The 17,881-nt window shown below is 74.7% G+C and carries 11 protein-coding genes; 6 read left to right on the top strand and 5 right to left on the bottom strand.

Going from position 1 to position 17,881, the window contains the following annotated elements:
- Positions 1 to 7: 7 nt before the first annotated feature.
- Complete coding sequence (locus D7231_RS28935; protein WP_120758566.1) at positions 8 to 811, bottom strand: ABC transporter ATP-binding protein; 804 nt, start codon at positions 809 to 811, stop codon at positions 8 to 10.
- A 177-nt stretch (positions 812 to 988) separates the two neighbouring features.
- Between D7231_RS28935 and D7231_RS28930 the strand changes: the two genes are divergently transcribed.
- Complete coding sequence (locus tag D7231_RS28930) at positions 989 to 1,990, top strand: ABC transporter substrate-binding protein (RefSeq protein ID WP_120758564.1); 1,002 nt, start codon at positions 989 to 991, stop codon at positions 1,988 to 1,990.
- Positions 1,991 to 2,074: 84 nt separating this feature from the next.
- Here the strand turns inward: D7231_RS28930 and D7231_RS28925 are convergent, their stop codons facing one another.
- On the bottom strand, positions 2,075 to 3,205 hold the full coding sequence (locus tag D7231_RS28925; protein ID WP_120758563.1) for a M20 family metallopeptidase: 1,131 nt from the start codon (positions 3,203 to 3,205) through the stop codon (positions 2,075 to 2,077).
- A gap of 143 nt (positions 3,206 to 3,348) precedes the next feature.
- On the opposite strand from D7231_RS28925, the gene D7231_RS28920 reads away from it, so the two are divergent.
- Genes D7231_RS28920 through D7231_RS28910 form a run of 3 tightly spaced genes read left to right on the top strand, consistent with a single transcriptional unit; the run spans position 3,349 to position 12,189 of the window.
- A complete protein-coding gene (locus D7231_RS28920) occupies positions 3,349 to 10,563 on the top strand; it encodes an amino acid adenylation domain-containing protein (protein WP_120758560.1) in 7,215 nt (2,404 codons plus the stop codon).
- A gap of 4 nt (positions 10,564 to 10,567) precedes the next feature.
- The gene (locus D7231_RS28915; protein ID WP_120758558.1) at positions 10,568 to 10,771 is read left to right on the top strand and encodes an MbtH family protein; all 204 of its coding nucleotides are present in this window, start codon (positions 10,568 to 10,570) and stop codon (positions 10,769 to 10,771) included.
- A gap of 47 nt (positions 10,772 to 10,818) precedes the next feature.
- Complete coding sequence (locus tag D7231_RS28910) at positions 10,819 to 12,189, top strand: DHA2 family efflux MFS transporter permease subunit (protein ID WP_120758637.1); 1,371 nt, start codon at positions 10,819 to 10,821, stop codon at positions 12,187 to 12,189.
- Positions 12,190 to 12,280: 91 nt separating this feature from the next.
- Here D7231_RS28910 and fes read toward each other — a convergent pair whose 3' ends face one another.
- From fes to D7231_RS28895, 3 genes are read right to left on the bottom strand one after another with little or no spacing between them, the layout of a single operon-like run.
- Complete coding sequence (gene fes / locus D7231_RS28905) at positions 12,281 to 13,510, bottom strand: enterochelin esterase (protein WP_120758556.1); 1,230 nt, start codon at positions 13,508 to 13,510, stop codon at positions 12,281 to 12,283.
- Between the two features lie 58 nt (positions 13,511 to 13,568).
- The gene (fhuB, locus tag D7231_RS28900) at positions 13,569 to 15,749 is read right to left on the bottom strand and encodes a Fe(3+)-hydroxamate ABC transporter permease FhuB (protein ID WP_120758555.1); all 2,181 of its coding nucleotides are present in this window, start codon (positions 15,747 to 15,749) and stop codon (positions 13,569 to 13,571) included.
- 14 nt (positions 15,750 to 15,763) lie between these two features.
- Positions 15,764 to 16,399, bottom strand: coding sequence for a histidine phosphatase family protein (locus D7231_RS28895; protein ID WP_120758553.1), 636 nt, complete (start codon positions 16,397 to 16,399; stop codon positions 15,764 to 15,766).
- 298 nt (positions 16,400 to 16,697) lie between these two features.
- Here D7231_RS28895 and D7231_RS28890 point away from each other — a divergent pair, with 298 nt between their 5' ends.
- Together D7231_RS28890 and D7231_RS28885 are read left to right on the top strand one after the other, a co-directional pair.
- Positions 16,698 to 16,925: a CbtB domain-containing protein gene (locus D7231_RS28890; RefSeq protein WP_120758551.1), complete on the top strand. Its 228-nt coding sequence runs from the start codon at positions 16,698 to 16,700 to the stop codon at positions 16,923 to 16,925.
- Positions 16,926 to 16,946: 21 nt separating this feature from the next.
- Positions 16,947 to 17,708 (top strand): CbtA family protein, encoded by a 762-nt coding sequence (locus tag D7231_RS28885; protein WP_120758549.1) that lies wholly within the window; start codon positions 16,947 to 16,949, stop codon positions 17,706 to 17,708.
- Positions 17,709 to 17,881: the final 173 nt, after the last annotated feature.

Raw genomic sequence — 17,881 nt, 5'->3', positions numbered from 1 at the left:
GCCCGGCCTACGAGACGGCCGCGGCCGCCGCCACCGGTGCGCGGCGGGCCGGGACGACGACGGGCGAGCCGTCGGCGGGGGCCTCCAGGATGTCGGCCTCGATGCCGTAGAGCTCGCGCACGAGGGCGGTGTCGACGACGTCGCGCGGGGCGCCGTGGGCGACGACGCGGCCGTCCTTCATGGCGACGATGCCGTCGGCGTAGCGGGCGGCGCTCGCGAGGTCGTGCAGGACCATCACGACCGTGCGCCCGGCGAGGGCCACCTCGCGCACGAGGTCGAGGACCTCGACGGCGTGGCCGATGTCGAGGGCGCTGGTCGGCTCGTCGAGGAGGACGACCGGCGTCTCCTGGGCGAGGACCATCGCGAGCCAGCAGCGCTGGCGCTGGCCGCCGGAGAGCTGGTCGAGGCGGCGGTCGGCGAGCCCGTCGACGCCGGTGGCGCGCAGCGCCTCCGCCACGGCCCGCTCGTCGTCGCGCGACCACTGGCGGAACAGGCCCTGGTGCGGGTGGCGTCCGTAGCGCACGAGCCCGGCGACGGTGACGCCCTCGGGGGCCAGCGGCGCCTGGGGGAGGAGGGCGATGCGGTGCGCGGCCCGGCGCTGCTTGAGCTGCCAGACGTCGGCGTCGCCCGCGTACACCCGGCCCGACTCGGGCTGGTGGAGCCGGGCGACGGAGCGCAGCAGCGTGGACTTGCCGCAGCCGTTGGGCCCGACGATCGCGACGACCTGGCCGGAAGGGATCGTCAGGTCGACCCCTGCCACGGCGCGGTGGCCGGGGTAACCGGCGACGAGCTGTTCGACGCGGAGCTCCACGGGCGGGCCTTTCCAGAAGATCGCCGGTTCTTTGTGGACCCTCCCGGGGGGAGAGCTTTAAGGTAAGGCTAACCTAATGTCTATTGCGGGTGGGTGCGAGGGGTTCCTCGTGCTTCCTGCCGCCCCTTTGTCCTTTCTTTTCCATCCCCCATTTCTTCACCACGTCCGGAGCATTCGATGACCACACCCACCCGCCTCCTCCCCTTCGCCCCGCGCCGCGCGGTGCAGGTGCTCGCCGCTGTGGGGGCGGCCGCGCTGCTGGTCACCGGCTGTGGCTCCGACTCCGACAAGGGCTCGGACAAGAAGTCGGACAACGCCTCCGAGGCGAGCGGCGGCACCCGTACGGTCAAGGACGCGACCGGCACCGCGGTGAAGGTCCCGGCCAACCCCAAGCGCATCGTGACGCTCACCCAGGAGGACCTGGACGCGGTGCTCGCGCTCGGCGTCAAGCCGGTCGGCATCACCAACGGCCAGGGCCTGAGCAAGCCGCCGGCCTACCTCGCCGGCAAGGTCAAGGACATCAACGTCGTCGGCAACCTGCTCCAGCCGGTGATGGACAAGGTCGTCGCCGCCAAGCCCGACCTCATCCTGGCCGGTGACATGCAGGACGAGCAGATGCTGAAGCAGCTGCGCGAGATCACGCCGGCCACGCTGGTCACCATGGCCCCGACCGATGACTGGAAGCTCTCCTTCCGGGGCATCGGCAACGCCCTGAACAAGATGAACGACGCCAACAAGGTCATCAGCGACTACGAGGCCAAGGCCAAGAAGGCCGGCGAGGGCCTGGGCGGCAACAAGGGCGCCGAGGTCAGCATCGTCCGCTGGAACCCGGACGGCCCCAGCTGGATGGAGAAGAAGCAGTTCGCCAGCGGCGTCGCCCTGGACATGGGCCTCAAGCGGCCCAAGAACCAGGACAAGGACGGCAACGCCCACACCCCGGCGCTCAGCCTGGAGAAGATCAACGAGATCGACGGCGACTGGCTGTTCCTGTCGACCCTCACCTCCGACGGTGAGAAGGCGCTGAAGGACGTCCAGGAGAAGCCGGCGTACAAGGACCTGAACGCGGTCAAGAAGAACCACGCCGTGACGGTGGACGGTTCGGTCTGGTCGACCCGCGGCGGCCCGATCGCGAGCGGCGTCGTCGTGGACGACATCGTGAAGGCGCTCTCGGCGAAGTAACCCCCTCGCCTCAATCGCCGGACAGGCAATGAAGAGAGCCGTCCGGCGATTGAGGACCGGGGTCCGGGGCGGAGCCCCGGGGGGTCAGCGGCGTGCTGCGGCGAAGTCCGCGGCCGTCCACGCCATCCCGACCGCCCCGTCGAGGACGGCCTGCTCGCCGCGAGGCGAAACCGCCGCTTCGGCGAACTCCGCCTCGTGCGGCCCGCAGGCGCCCCCGGTGATGTCGAGCACCGGGTGGATCGACGGCACGGCGTGCGAGACGTTGCCCATGTCCGTGCAGGCGAAGGCGTCCCGCTGGAGCGGCTCCGGCCGGCCCAGCGCGCGGGCGTTGTCCTGCCAGAGCGCGATGAGCTCCGCGTCGGTGCGGAAGTCGAGGTAGTCCGGCTCGGGGCGGGTCAGTTCGACCTCGCAGCCCGTGGCCAGCGCGCCCGCGCGGAAGCAGGCCTCGACGCGCTCGCGCAGCTCCCGCAGGTCCTCCGCGGCCGAGGCGCGGATCTCGTACTCGGCCGTGGCCCGGTCGGGGATCAGGTTGGGCGCCGTGCCCGCGCCCGTCGTCACCCCGTGCACCTTCCACTGCGGCGGCAGCTGCTGGCGCAGCAGCCCGAGGGCGACCTGGGCGACGGTCAGGGCGTCGGCGGCGTTGCGGCCCTCGTGCGGGTTGAGGCTCGGGTGGGCGGCCTTGCCGGTGTACGCGACGGAGAGGGTGCCGAGCGCGAACGAGCGGAACTCGGCGACCTCGAACGGGCACGGGTGCACCATCATCGCGGCGTCGACCCCCTCGAAGGCGCCCGCCTCCAGCATCAGCGCCTTGCCCGCGCCGCGCTCTTCGGCGGGCGTGCCGAGGACCCGTACGGTCAGGCCCAGTTCGTCCGCGTGCGGGGCGAGGGCGAGGGCCGCGCCGAGGCCGGCCGCGGCGATCAGGTTGTGGCCGCAGGCGTGCCCGAGGCCGGGCAGCGCGTCGTACTCGCAGGCGACGGCCACGGTCACGGGCCCGCTGCCCACGGTCGCGGCGAACGCGGTGTCGAGGCCGTACGCGGGCGCGGTGACGGCGAAGCCGTGCCCGCGCAGGAAGTCGGCGCACCAGCCGGCGGCGCGGTGCTCGGCGAAGGCCGTCTCGGGGTGCGCGTGGATGCGCCGGCTCAGCGACAGGAGGTCGTCGCGGTGGGCGAGTACGCGCTCGCGCAGGGCTGCTTTGAGGCCGTCGGCCGCGGTCATGTTCTGGTGCTCCTGTTCCGTCCGCACGCTGTGGTGGGAGACTCTCACGGATAGGCCGAAAATAGCTTAGGCTTACCTAAGCTGACATACCGGGGGGTACCGGTGTGGCCAGATCGCTGTCCTACAACGGGAGTCCCCACACCATGCGTCACCACGAGGCCGAGACCGATCAGGCCGAGCTGCCGCTGCTCGCCGCCCAGGCCGGAATCCTGTACGCCCAGGAACTCGCCCCTGACAACCCCGTCTACAACACGGGTGACTGCGTGGAGATCCGGGGCCCCCTGGACGAGGAGCTCTTCGAGCGCGCCCTGCTCCGCACCGCCGCCGAGGCCGAGACCCTCTCCCTCCTCGCCGTGCCCGCCGACCCGGCCGACGAGAACGCCGTCCCCGCCCAGCGCCTCGCCGCCGGGCGGGAACTGACGCTCCACCGGATCGACCTGCGCACCGCCGGCGACCCGCGCGCCGAGGCCGAGGCGTGGATGCGCGCCGACCTCGACCGCCCCGTCGACCTCACCCGAGGCCCCCTCGTCACCCAGGCCCTCTTCCGTATCGACGGCGAACTGCACTGGTGGTACCAGCGCGTCCACCACTTCGCCGTCGACGCCTACGCCCTGACGCTCATCGGCCGCCGCGCCGCCGAGGTCTACACCGCCCTCGCCGCGGGCGAGGAGCCCGCCGCCTCCGGCTTCGCCTCCCTGCGCGCCCTGGCCGACGAGGAAGCCGCCTACCGCGCGAGCGACCGGCACGCCACCGACCGCGACTACTGGCGCGAGACCTTCGCCGACCGGCCCGAGCCCGCCTCGCTCTCCGCCCGCCCCGCCGCGCCCGCGACCACCGTCCTGCGCCGCCTCACCACCCTCCCCGGCGGCACCCGCACCCGGCTGGCCGAGGCCGCCGCGCACGCCCGCCCCGGAAGCACCTGGGCCGACCTCGTCATGGCCGCGAGCGCCGGCTACGTGCACCGCATATCCGGCGCCCAGGACGTCCTCCTGGGCCTGCCGCAGAAGAACCGGCGCAGCACCGAGGCCCTCCGCACGCCCGCCATGACCGTCAACGTCATGCCGCTGCGCCTCGCCGTCCGCCCCCACGACTCCGGCGCCGCGCTCCTCAAGCGCGCCGTCCTCGGCGCCCGCGCCGCCGGCCGCCACCAGCGCTACCGCCTGGAGGAGCTGCGCCGCGACCTCGGGCTCTCCGGCAGCGAGCGGCCGCTCTTCGGCCCGATGGTCAACATCAAGCCGTTCGAGGACGGCGACCTGGACTTCGCGGGCCTGCCCGGCACCGTCCGCAACCTCGCCGCCGGCCCCGTCGACGACCTCGCCGTCACCGTCACCCCCGGGCCCGGCGACTCCCTCGTCGTCGGCCTCGACGCCAACCCCGGCCGCTACACCGCCGAGGAGCTCGCCGCCCACGAAGCGGCCTTCCTGCGCTACCTCGACGCGTTCGCCGCCCTCCTGCTCGACACCCCGGAGCGGCCCGTCGGCAGCCTCGACCTGCTGGACGCCGAAACGATCCGCCGGGCCACCGCCGGACGCACCGAGCCGCCCGCCGAGCACACCCTGCCCGAGCTCTTCGCCGCGCAGGCGGCCCGTACCCCGGACGCCGTCGCCGTGCGCAGCGCCGGCGAGGCCCTCACCTTCGCCGAGCTCGAAGCCGCCGCCAACCGCCTGGCCCACGAACTCGCCGCGGCCGGCGTCACGCCCGGCACCCCGGTCGCCCTGGCCCTGCCCCGCAGCGCCGCCACCGTCGTGGCCCTGTTCGCCGTCCTCAAGGCCGGCGGCGTCTGCCAGCCCCTCGACCTCGGCCACCCCGCCCAGCGCATCACCGCCGTCCTCGACGACGCGCGCCCCGGCTGCCTGATCGGCACCGCCGACGCCGTCCGCGCACTGCCCCCGCACGGCGTGCCCGTCCTGCTCCTGGACGACCCGGCCAGCCGCGCCCGCATCGACGCCCGCCCCGCGACCGCACCGGCCGCGCCCGCGCTCCGTCAGGACGCGTACATCATCCACACCTCCGGCTCCACCGGCCGCCCCAAGGGCGTCGTCGTCACCCACGCCTCACTGGCCAACCTCCACGCCGGGCACGGCAGCGACCACATCGCCCGCGCCACCGCCCGCACCGGCCGCGACCGCCTGCGCATCGGCCACAGCGCCTCCTTCGCCTTCGACGCCTCCTGGGACCCGCTGATCTGGCTCGTCCACGGCCACGAGCTGCACCTGCTGGACGACGCCGGCTACCGCGACCCCGCAGCTCTCGCCGCCTACGTCCACGACGAGCGCCTCGACTACCTCGACGTCACCCCCTCCTACGCCGAAGCCCTCCTCGCCGAGGGCCTGCTGGATCCGGGCCGGCACCGCCCGGCCGTCGTCGTCGTGGGCGGCGAGACCGTGCCCGACCCGCTCTGGCACCGCCTCGCCGCGACCGAGGGCGTGGGTCCCGTCAACCTCTACGGCCCCACCGAGACCACCGTCGACGCCTACTACTGGCTGCCCGGCGAGGACGGCACCCCGCAGGGCAGCCCCGTCCGCGGCTCACGCGCCTACGTCCTCGACAACTCGCTGCGTCCGGCACCCGACGGCGTCACCGGCGAGCTCTACATCGCCGGCGCCTGCCTGGCCCGCGGCTACCTCGGCCGCCCCGACCTCACCGCCGAGCGCTTCACCGCCGACCCCTTCGGCGCCCTCCACGGCGACCCGGGCGCCGCCATGTACCGCACCGGAGACCTGGTGCGCCGCCGCGCCGACGGCACCCTCGAATTCCTCGGCCGCGCCGACGACCAGGTCAAGATCCGCGGCTTCCGCATCGAACTCGGCGAGATCCAGGCCGCGCTGGCCGCCCACCCCGCGGTCTCCCAGGCAGCGGTCATCGCCCGCGACACCGCCCACGGCAAGCGCCTCCTCGGCTACGCCGTCCCCGCCGAGGGCACCGCCGCCGCGGACCTCGACACCGAGGCCCTGCGCGCCCACCTCGCCGGGCAGCTGCCCGCCCATATGGTGCCCGCCGCGATCCTCGCCCTGGACGCCCTGCCCCGCACCGCCAACGACAAGCTCGACCACCGCGCCCTGCCCGACCCGGAGCCCACCGCGGGCCCGGCCGCCCGCGAGCCCCGCACCCCGCGGGAAGCCGCGCTGTGCGGCCTCTTCCAGGACGTGCTCGGCCTGGACGCCCCGGCGTCCCCCGACGCCGACTTCTTCGCGCTGGGCGGCCACTCGCTGCTGGCCGGCCGCCTCGCCGCCCGCATCCGCGAGGCCCACGACGAGGACTTCGGCCTCGCCGACGTCTTCCGCAACCCCACCCCGGCCGCCCTCGCCGCCCTCCTGGAGAGCACCCGCGCGACCCGGGCCGCCGCCGACGAGCGCCCCGCCCTCGTGCCCGCACCGCGCACCGAGCGGATGCCGCTCTCCCCGGCGCAGAAGCGGCTGTGGTTCATGCACCGGCTCGAAGGCCCCAGCCCCACGTACAACATCCCCCTGCTCCTCACCCTCACCGGCCCCCTGGACCAGGACGCACTCCGCCTCGCCCTCCGGGACCTCACCGAGCGTCACGAAACACTCCGGACCGTATACCCGGCCACTGACAACGAGCCCCACCAGCGGATCCTGACGGCCGGCCAGGCGCACCCCGAGCTGCACACCGCCCCGCTGACGGCCGACGTCACCGCCGCCGTCCGGCACTGCTTCGACCTCGCCGCCGAACCGCCCCTGCGCGTCACGCTCTTCAGCGACGGCGGCGAGCAGCACACCCTGCTCCTCCTCCTGCACCACATCGCCGGCGACGGCGCCTCCACCACGCCGCTGGCCCACGACCTCGCCGCCGCCTACACCGCCCGCGCCGCCGGCCGCGCGCCCGAACTCGCGCCCCTGCCCGTCCAGTACGCCGACCACACCGCCTGGCAGCAGCGGCTCCTCGGCACCGCCGACGCCCCCACCCCGCTCGCCGCCCGGCAGCTGGAGCACTGGAAGCAGGCCCTCGCCGGCCTGCCCGACCAGCTCGAACTCCCCACCGACCGGCCGCGCCCCGCCGTCGCCTCCTACGCGGGCGACACCGTCCCCTTCCACCTCGGCGCCGACGCGCACGCCGCCGTCGAGGCGCTCGCCCGCACCACCGGCACCAGCGTCTTCATGGTCGTCCAGGCCGCCCTCGCCGCCCTCCTGACCCGCTACGGCTGCGGCACCGACATCCCGCTGGGCACCCCCGTGGCCGGGCGCGACGACGACGCGACCGCCGGCCTCGTCGGCTTCTTCGTCAACACCCTCGTGCTGCGCGCGGACACCTCCGGCGACCCGGACTTCCGCACCCTCCTCGGGCGCGTCCGCACCGCCACCCTCGGCGCGTACGAACACGGCGACCTGCCCTTCGACCGGCTCGTCGAGGAGCTCAACCCGCCGCGCTCGCTGGCCCGGCACCCCCTCTTCCAGGTCATGCTCGCCTGGCAGTCCCTGCCCGACGCCGCCTTCGCCATGGGCCCGGGCCTGACCGCCGCGATGGCGGCCACCCCGTCCGGCACCGCCAAGTTCGACCTCACCCTGAACGCGGGGGAGCGGCCCGGCGGCGGCATCGCCGGCTTCCTGGAGTTCCGCACCGACCTCTTCGACCGCGCCACCGCCGAGCGCCTCTCCGCCCACCTGGCCCGCCTGCTGGCCGCGGCCGCCGCCGACCCCGGCGCGCCCATCGGCCGGCTGCCGCTGCTCGGCGACGACGAGCGCCACCGGCTGCTCGTCGAGTGGAACACCGGCACCCCGGCCCCCGCGCCCGCCAAGCAGACCCTCGTGGAGCTCTACGAGGACGCCGCCCGCCGCCACCCGGACCGCACGGCCGTCACCTGCGACGGCGCGTCCCTGGACTACGCGGAGCTGTCCGCGCGCGCCAACCGCCTCGCCCGGCTGCTGGCCGCTCGCGGCATCGGCCCCGGCTCCATCGTCGCGCTCGCCCTGCCCCGCTCGCTGGAGCTGGTCACCGGCCTGCTGGCCGTCGCCAAGGCCGGCGCCGCCTACCTCCCGATGGACCCCGACTACCCGGCCGACCGCCTGGCGTACATGCTCCAGGACGCCGCACCCGCCGCGGTCGTCACCGACAGCGCGACCGCGGCCCGCATCCCGGCGCACGACCTCCCGGTCGTCCTCGTCGACGGCACCGACGCCGACGCGTACGCGAGCACCGACCTCGCCCCGGACGAGCGCGTGCGGACCGTGCGCCCCGACGACGTCGCCTACGTCATCTACACCTCGGGCTCCACCGGCCGCCCCAAGGGCGTCCCCGTCACCCACCACAACGTCGTCCGGCTGTTCACCGCCACCGACCAGTGGTTCGGCTTCGGCCACACCGACGTCTGGACGCTCTTCCACTCCTACGCCTTCGACTTCTCCGTGTGGGAGATGTGGGGCGCCCTGCTGCACGGCGGCCGCCTCGTCGTCGTGCCCCACCTCGTCAGCCGCGACCCGGCCGCCTTCCTGCGCCTGCTCGCCGCCGAGTCCGTCACCGTCCTCAACCAGACGCCGTCGGCCTTCTACCAGCTCATGGCCGCCGACAAGGAGAACCCCGGCAGCGAACTGGCCCTGCGCTACGTCGTCTTCGGCGGCGAGGCACTGGAGCTCGCCCGGCTCGCCGACTGGTACGAGCGCCACGACGAGGACGCCCCCACGCTCGTCAACATGTACGGCATCACCGAGACGACCGTGCACGTCTCCTACATCGCCCTCGACCGGGAGAAGGCCGCCGCCGGCGCCTCCAGCACCATCGGCGTCAACATCCCCGACCTGCGCGTCTACGTCCTCGACCCGTACCTGCAACCCGTGCCGCCCGGTGTCACCGGCGAGATGTACGTCGCGGGCGAAGGCCTCGCCCGCGGCTACCTCGGCCGCCACGCCCTCACGGCGGAACGTTTCGTCGCCGACCCGTACGCCGCCCTCTTCGGCGAGAGCGGCACCCGCATGTACCGCTCCGGCGACCTCGCCCGCCGCCGCCCCGACGGCAACCTCGACTACTTCGGCCGCGCCGACCACCAGGTCAAGATCCGCGGCTTCCGCATCGAACTCGGCGAGATCGAGGGCGTCCTCGCCGACCACCCCGACGTCGCCGACGCGGCCGTCGTCGTCCGCGAGGACACCCCCGGCGACAAGCGTCTCGTCGCCTACGCCGTCCCCGCCCGCGAGACCACCCCGGCCGCACTGCGCGAGCACGCCGCCGGCGGGCTCCCCGTCCACATGGTGCCCTCGGCCGTCGTCCTCCTCGACCGCCTGCCCCTCACCGCCAACGGCAAGCTCGACCGCAAGGCCCTCCCCGCCCCCGACCTCGCCTCCGCCGTCACCGAGGGCCGCGCCCCCCGCGGCCCCCGCGAGGAACAGCTCTGCGCGATCTTCGCCGACGTGCTGGGCCTGCCCCGCGTCGGCGTCGACGACAACTTCTTCGACCTCGGCGGCCACTCCCTGCTCGCCGTGCGCCTCGCCGGACGCGTCAAGGACGCCCTCGGCGCCGACGTCGGCATCGGCACCATCTTCCAGGCGCCCACCGTCGCCGCCCTCGACACGGCGATCGAGGCCTCCCGGCAGACGGACGCCCTCGACGTCCTGCTGCCGCTGCGCCCGGCCGCCGAAGGCGACAAGGCGCCGCTCTACTGCGTCCACCCCGCCGGCGGCCTCAGCTGGTGCTACGCGGGCCTCATCCGCCACCTCCCCGCCGACGTGCCCATCTACGGCATGCAGGCCCAGGGCGTCGGCCCGGCCACCGCCGCACAGCCGCTGCCGCAGACCCTCGAAGAGCTCGCCGCGCACTACGCCGACCGGCTCCGCGAGGTCCAGCCCGAAGGCCCGTACCGGCTGCTCGGCTGGTCCACCGGCGGCATCATCGCCCAGGCCATGGCCACCCGCCTGCAAGACCTCGGCCACGCGGTCGAACTGCTCGCCATCCTCGACGCCTACCCCGCCGAGGGCTTCCGCGAGCTGCCCGTCCCCGACCAGGCCGAGGCCCTCGAAGCGCTCCTCGCCATGGGCGGCTACGGGCCGGACAGCCTGGAGGGCAAGCCCTTCGAACTCGCCCACGTCACCGAGGTGCTGCGCCGCGAGGGCTCCCCGCTGGCCAGCCTCGACGACGCCACCATCGAGGCCCTCAACCGCACCTACCTCAACACCAACCACCTGGTGCGCGCCTTCGACCACCGCGTCTACGAGGGCGACGTGCTCTTCTTCCGCGCGACCGTCGACACCATCGACGACGAGCTCACCCCCGAGACCTGGACCCCGTACGTGACCGGGCGCATCGACAACACGGACGTCGCGTGCTCGCACAAGGACATGACCCTGCCCGAACCGATCGCGCACATCGCGAGCGTGATCGCCGACCGCCTGCAGAACCTGGAGAACTGACCCCATGAGCGACGCACCCGCCAACCCCTTCGACGGCGACGGACCCTTTCACGTCCTCGTCAACGCCGAGGGCCGGCACAGCCTCTGGCCGGGTTTCGCCGCCGTACCGGACGGCTGGACCGCCGTCCACGGCCCCTGCGAGCGGCAGCAGGCCCTGGACTGGATCACCGAGAACTGGACCGACCTGACCCCGGCGGCCCAGGGGTGAAGGGCGTGAACCCGCGCGTCGCCGTCGTGATCGTGTACACGGCGGCGATGTGCATGAACGGCCTCGACTCCACCATCGTGGGCCCGGCGCTCCTCACCATCGCCCGGGACTTCGGCGAACCGGTCTCCGCCGCCAACACCGTGGAGGTCGCCTTCCTGGTGGCGCTCGCCGTCGCCCTGCCCGTCGCGGGCTGGCTCGGCGACCGCTTCGGCACCAAGCGCGTCTTCCTCGGCTCCCTCGCCGTCTTCACCGCGGCGTCGGCCGCCTGCGGGCTCTCCCAGGGCCTCACCGCGCTGGTCCTCGCGCGCGTCGTGCAGGGCATCGCGGGCGGCCTGCTCACCCCGGTCGGCATGACGCTGCTCTTCCGCGCCTTCCCGCCGCACGAGCGGATGAAGCTGTCGAAGGTGCTCATCGTGCCGACGGCCCTGATGCCCGCCCTCGGCCCGCCGCTCGGCGGCTTCCTCACCGAGCACTTCTCCTGGCACTGGCTGTTCTTCGTCAACGTGCCGATCGGCGCGGCGGCGGTGCTGCTGGGCATGGTGGGACTGCGCGAGCACAAGGAGAACGCCGAGGGCGGCTTTGACCTCACCGGCTTCCTGCTCGCTACCCCCGCGCTCGGCCTGCTCACGTACGCGCTGGGCTTCGGCCCCGCGCACGGCTGGACCTCGCCGTCCGTCGCCGTGGCCGGCCCGCTCGGGCTGGCCCTGCTCGTCGCCGGGTGCGTGCACCAGCTGCGGGCGAAGAACCCGCTCCTGGAGCTGCGGCTGCTCGCCGACAAGGTGTTCGCCTCGGCCTCGGTGCTCGCCCTGCTCACCTCGGCCGGCCTCATGGGCGTCCTCTTCGCGTTCCCGCTGCTCTACCAGGCGGCGCTCGGGGCCTCCGCCCTGGACGCGGGCCTGAGCGTCTTCCCCGAGGCGCTCGGCCTGATGCTGGCCTCCCAGGTCGCCGACCGGCTGATGCCGAAGCTCGGCCCGCGCCTGCTCGCCGTGCCCGCCCTGCTGCTGGCCACGGGGGTCTTCGCCGCGCTGGCCGTGCCGGGCGTCGCGGAGAGCGCGTGGGCGGTGCGGGCGCTGATGTTCTGCGTCGGCCTCGTGCTCGGCACGGCCGTCCTGACCGTCCAGATCGCCGGGTTCGCGGACGTCCCGCCGCCGGCCATGGGCCAGGCGATGGGCCTGTTCACCATCGTCCGCACGCTCGGCGGCGCGCTGGGCATCGCGGCGACGGCCGCGGTGATCGCCGCCGGGGGCGGCTCGCACGCCCAGGACACGGCCCCGGGCCCGTACCGGGCGGCGATCCTGGTCACGGCGGGCCTGGTGGCCCTCGGCGCGCTCGTCGCGCTGCGGATGCCCAAGGACGCCCCCGCTCCGCCGCCGTTCGACGACGAGCCGCGGGACGAGGCGATACCGGCCGCGGCCTGACGCAAGGGCAGTCCCGGCGGGGCCGTCCCGGACCGCGCTGCGGCCCGGGACGGCCCCGCCGTACAACTGCGTCGTGACCCGCTGGGCAGGCCTACTCCGGCGCCAGCAGGGCCGCCAGCCCGGAGGCGAGCCCCCCGCGCCAGCACGCGTAGTCGTGGCCCCCGTTGAACTCGCCGTAGGCGACGTCGTAGCCGCGGGCCTCCAGGACGTTGCGCAGGTGGCGGTTCTGCGGGAGGAGCATCCACTCCTGGAGGCCCACCTCCAGCCGGATCCGCACCGGCCGCTTTTCGGTCACCGCGAACTGCCGGGTCAGCCACTCGCTGCCGCTGTCGAACTCCGTCCCGTCCGGCCACCAGAAGGAGCCCGACTGGGACAGGGCGTTGCCGAACCGCTCCGGCCGGCGGAACGCCGCGAACGCGGCCGTGAGCCCGCCCGCGCTCTGGCCCGCGACGGCCGTGCGCGCCGGGTCGTCCGACGCCCCGTAGGCCGTCGCGGCCCACGGCAGCAGCACGTCCGCCAGCCAGTCGATGAACTCCTCGCTGCAGCTGAGGTCCTCCATGCGGCGCGCGCGGCCCATGGTGTCCACCATCAGCGTGACGGCCGGCGCCAGGCGCTCGTCCGCGTACAGGTTGTCGAGCGTGGTGCCGAAGTCCAGGACGGGTCCCCACATCTCGCCGTCCAGGAGCACGACGACGGGGTACGGGCCGCCGTCCGCCCGGTGCCCGGCGGGCAGGTGCACGTGGACGCGCCGCCCGTCGACGACGGCGTCGGCCCGCTCGCCGCGGGCCGTGCCGGGGCGCGGGGCGGCCCACTCCTGGGCGGGCGCGTCCGGGAGCTCCAGCACCGAGGACGGGTTGCGCCCGTCGCGCGAGGGCAGCTGCGGGCGCGTGCTGAGCGGGTCGGGCTCGGCCGCGTCCAGGACGCGCAGCCAGGAGCGGCGGTCCGCGCGCAGCGTGTCCTCGCGCGGGCCGCGGGCCACGAAGAACTGGTACGAGGCCCGGTGGTCGGCGCGCAGCCGGTGGCTGATGGCCCACACGTCGGTGCCGCCCACCTTGCGCATGAGGTGCGGCGCGAGGTTCCCCGCGTGCCGGTCCTTGTCGGTGACCGTGTGGAGGAGGGCCAGCACGTCCGTGGCGGGCCGGGCGGGGTCGTCGCGCCGGAGGAAGGTGACGAGCCGCCGAGCGGGGTCGCCGTCGGGGTCCGGCTCCACCAGGGGGGTGCCGGCGGTGGCGGCGTGCCGCCAGAAGACGCCGAGGGCGTCGGGTATGCCGTGGCGCACGGCGGCGTCGAGCTCGCGGAGGAGGGGACTCTGGAGTTCCATAGGCTTCCTTGTCTCAGGCAGGCGGAACCACGGGGAAGGACAAGCGGCCGGGCGGTGGCTACACCCGCGTCGCCGCCGACCGCCCCAGCAGCACCCACAGCAGGAACGGCCCGCCGAGCACCGTCGTGACGATCCCGACCGGGATCTCCGCCCCGTCGAGGGCGATCCGCCCCACCGTGTCCGCGAGGACGACCAGCGCCGAGCCGACCAGCATCGAGCCGACCACCGGCACCCGCAGCGGCCCCGCCAGCCGCCCCGCGATCACGGGGGAGGCGAGGGCGACGAAGCCGACCGGGCCGCAGATGCCGACCGCGAGGCCGGCGAGGCCGACCGCGAGCAGCATGCACACCAGCCGCACCCGCCCCGGCGCGACGCCGAGCGAGGCCGCGGTGGAGTCGTCGAACCGCAGCACGTTGAGGTGGCGGGTGACGGCGAGGGCGAGCGGCACGAGCACGGCGAGGCCGATGAGGACGGGGACGGCCACGGAGTAGCTGCGGCCGTTGAGGCTGCCGGACGTCCACACGTACAGCGAGCCGGCCGAGTTCAGGGAGCGGCGCGAGAGGACGACCTGGGTGACCGCCGAGGCGAGCGCCGACATGGCGAGGCCGACGACGAGGACGCGGTAGCCGCGCTGCCCGAGGCCGCCGGAGACGGTGGTGACGACGAGGACGGCGGCGAGCGCGCCGAGCGGCCCGGCCCACCAGGCGCCGAACGTGCCGCTGAGCGTCGCCGACAGCAGGACCGCGGCGGTGGCGCCGTCGTTGACGCCGAGCAGCTCGGGCGTGGCGAGCCGGTTACGGGCGAGGGTCTGCGTCAGGCAGCCGGCGAGCCCGAGGGCCGCGCCCGCGGCCAGCCCGGCCACGATCCGGCCGAGCCGGAACTTCTGGACGAGCAGGACGTCGAAGCGGTCGCCCGACCCGAAGACGGCGCCGAACGTACGGCTCAGGCCCATCTGGCTCTGCCCGGCGTACGCGGACAGCACGACGGCGCCGACGAGCAGGGCGGCGAGGGCGAACGCGGCGACGGCGGCGCGGCGCGGCACGAGCAGCGACAGGGAGCCGGTGCGGACGACGAGGCTGTCGCTGCCGGCGGGGCGGGGCGCCCGGACGGCCGCCGCGCGGCCGCCCTTGGGGCTCTCGTCCGCGGCGGGGTCGGTCATGCCCATCGAGGCCATCCGCCGGGAGCGGACGATGCCGATGAGGACGGGGGCGCCGAAGAGCGCGATGATGACGGAGACGGGCGCCTCGAACGGGCGGGAGACCACGCGGGCCAGGACGTCGGAGCCGGTGAGCACGCCCGCGCCGATGAGGCCGGCGAGCAGGAGCTGCGCCGTCAGGCGGGGCCCGGTGACGGCCCGCGCGAGGAATCCGGCGAGCAGGCCGAGGAAGGAGATGGGGCCGACGAGCGCCACCGACGCCGCGGTGAGCAGGGTGACGGCGACGGCCACGACGACGCGGATGACGCCGGGCCGGTGGCCGAGCCCCTTGGCGAGGTCGTCGCCGAGGGCGAGGGCCGACAGGGGGCGGGCGATGAGGAGCGCCACGACGAAGCCGGCGGCCAGGACGGGGGCGAGGCTCGTCAGCTTGGTGAAGCCCTCGACGCCCGCGAGCGAGCCGAGGACCCAGAAGCGGAAGCGGTCGTAGGTCTCGGCGGAGTTCACGATGAGCACGCTGGTGATGCCGCCGAAGGTGGCCCCCAGCGCGGACCCGGCGAGCACCAGCCGCATCGGCGAGCCGCCGCCGCGGCGGTTGGCGATGAGCAGCACCAGCGCGCTGGCGAGGACGGCGCCGCCGAACGCCCACAGCAGATAGCCGTAGCCGCTGTGCACGCCGAGGAAGGCGATGCCGACGACGACGCCGAGTGACGCGCCCGCGTTGACGCCGAGCAGGCCCGTCTCGGCCAGGGGGTTGCGGGTGACGGCCTGGAGCAGGCAGCCGGCCGTGCCGAGGGCGGCGCCGACGGCCAGCGCGGTGAGCGTGCGGGGCAGGCGCAGGTCGCCCACGACCAGCGACAGGCGGGAGCTGTCCCGCGCCCCGTGCCGCCCGAGGACGTAGTCCAGTACGTCCCCGGCCCCGACCTCGCCCGCCCCTACGGACAGCGACAGGGCGGACAGCACGAGGACCGCCAGCACGAGTGCGGCCGAGGCGGTCAGGAGGGCCCGGTTGCCGTGCAGGCGCCCCGCCGGGGCCGGTTGGGCGGCGGGCTGCACCTCCGGGGGGCCCACTTGCGAGACAGTCATAAGGTAAGGCTAGCCTAAGAACTTTGGGTTCCCGCAGGCGAGGTGGGGTGACCTCGGTCGCCCGCCGCGCCGCCGGGCGGCTCCTCCTGCTCCTGCGTCAGCGGAACGCCGCAGCGCAGGTTCCAGCGGCCGCCGCGGCCCGTCAGCCCGGTCAGGGACAGGGGCTGGACATCGAGGCGCCAGAACGACTGCGCCGGCAGCGCCAGACCGTGGACGACCGCGGCGCGGATCACCGCCGGGGCGGCGACGGCCAGGACCCTGCCGTCCTCCAGGCCGTCCAGCCACCTCCCGACCCGGGCGACCACGTCCCGGACCGACTCGCCGCCGTGCGGCGCCGCGTCCGGGTCCGTCAACCAGGCCGCGACCGCCTCCGGTTCGGACGCGCCGACCTCCGCCAGCTCGCGGCCCCGCCAGCGGCCCGCGTCCAGGTCGCGCAGGGCGGGCTCGGCGCGGGCGGCGTCCGCGCCCAGGGCCTCCGCGGTCTGACGGCAGCGGGGGGACGGCGCGGTCAGCACCCGGCCGGCCGCGGGCAGCCGCCCGGCCGCCTTCGTGCGGCGCAGCCCCGCCGCGTCGAGCGGGCCGTCTTCCCCGAACCGGGCCTCGCGCACGGCCACGGCGGCCGGTGAGATCAGCATCACACGGACGGTCATGGTGATCGTCGTCCCCCTCTGCCAACGGGTCTGCGGGCGGGCGGTGTCCGCCGCGAATCAGCAGATCACGGACACGGCCGGAGGCGCGCGCCGGGGTGCGCATCCGTACGCCGTGGCGCGGGCCACCGGCGCGCGGTACGGTCGCGTGGCAACGACGACGGTGTGACGGAAGCCCGGTGAGAACCCGGCACGGTCGCGCCACTGTGTACCCGGCGGAACGCCCGCAGGGAAGTCAGACCCCGCACTGTCGTCCTAGGCCCCGACTATTGGGACGCGTGTTTTCCCAGGAGGTTCTGCCATGGCTCAGTCAGCCGCCCCCGCCCCCGCTGCGTCCACCGCCATACCCGCGGTAGCGCCCATCTCGCTGAAGGAGATCGCTCCGTGGGCGCTCTTCGTCGGCGTCCTCATGCTGCTCCTGCTGTACTTCGTCGGCGCCGAGCAGGGCGCCACCTCCCTCGTCTCCGGCGAGAACGTCCACGAGTGGGTCCACGACGGGCGCCACCTGCTCGGCTTCCCCTGCCACTGACGACCGGCCGGGGGTACCACCGTGAACTCGATCTCCGTCAGAGCCCTGCTCGTCCGCGGCATGCTCGCGGGCCTCGCCGCAGGCGTCCTGGCCCTCATCGTCGCCTATCTGCTCGGCGAGCCGCACGTGGACGCGGCCATCTCCTTCGAGGAGGCGCACAGCCACGACCACGGCGGGGGTGAGGAGCCGGTCAGCCGCACCCTGCAATCCACGGCCGGGCTGGCCACCGGCGTCCTCGTGTACGGCGTCGCCCTGGGCGGCATCGCCTCGCTGGCCTTCTGCACGGCACTGGGCCGGATCGGCCGCTTCGGCCCCCGGGCCACGGCCGCGCTGATCTCGCTCGGCGCGCTCATCGCCGTCTACCTCGTGCCGTTCCTGAAGTATCCGGCCAACCCGCCGTCCGTCGGCGACCCGGACACGATCGGCAAGCGCACCGCGCTGTACTTCCTGATGATCGCGCTCAGCGTCCTGCTGTCGGTCGGCACGGTCATCCTCGGCAAGCGCCTCGCGCCCCGCCTGGGCAACTGGAACGCCACCGTCGTGGCGGGCGCGGCCTTCGTGGTCGCGGTCGGCCTCGCGTACGCGTTCCTGCCGGGAGTCAACGAACTGCCCGACGACTTCCCGGCGGGCCTGCTCTGGAAGTTCCGCCTGTCGGCCCTCGCCATGCAGCTCCTGCTGTGGACGGGCTTCGGCCTCCTCTTCGGCCACTTCGCCGAGCGGCTCCTGACCCCGCGGGCCGGGGCGCAGGAGGAGAAGGCGCGGGCAGCGGCGCCGGCGGGCTGAGCTCGGCCCGCAGTCGCAGTCGGTGGAGAAGAGCCCGCCCGGGTCACTTCCGTTCTAGTGGTCGTCGCAACACCCCAGCTCAGGGGATGCGATGGACCACCAGATCCGGGGGGACCGGAGGCCGCAGGGACGGAAGAAGCTGACCGCTGAGCGGGCGGCATACTTCCAGCTCA

It is taken from the genome of Streptomyces klenkii (genome assembly GCF_003626645.1).
GTDB lineage: Bacteria > Actinomycetota > Actinomycetes > Streptomycetales > Streptomycetaceae > Streptomyces > Streptomyces klenkii.
This window is presented reverse-complemented; position numbering and strand designations above follow the sequence as displayed.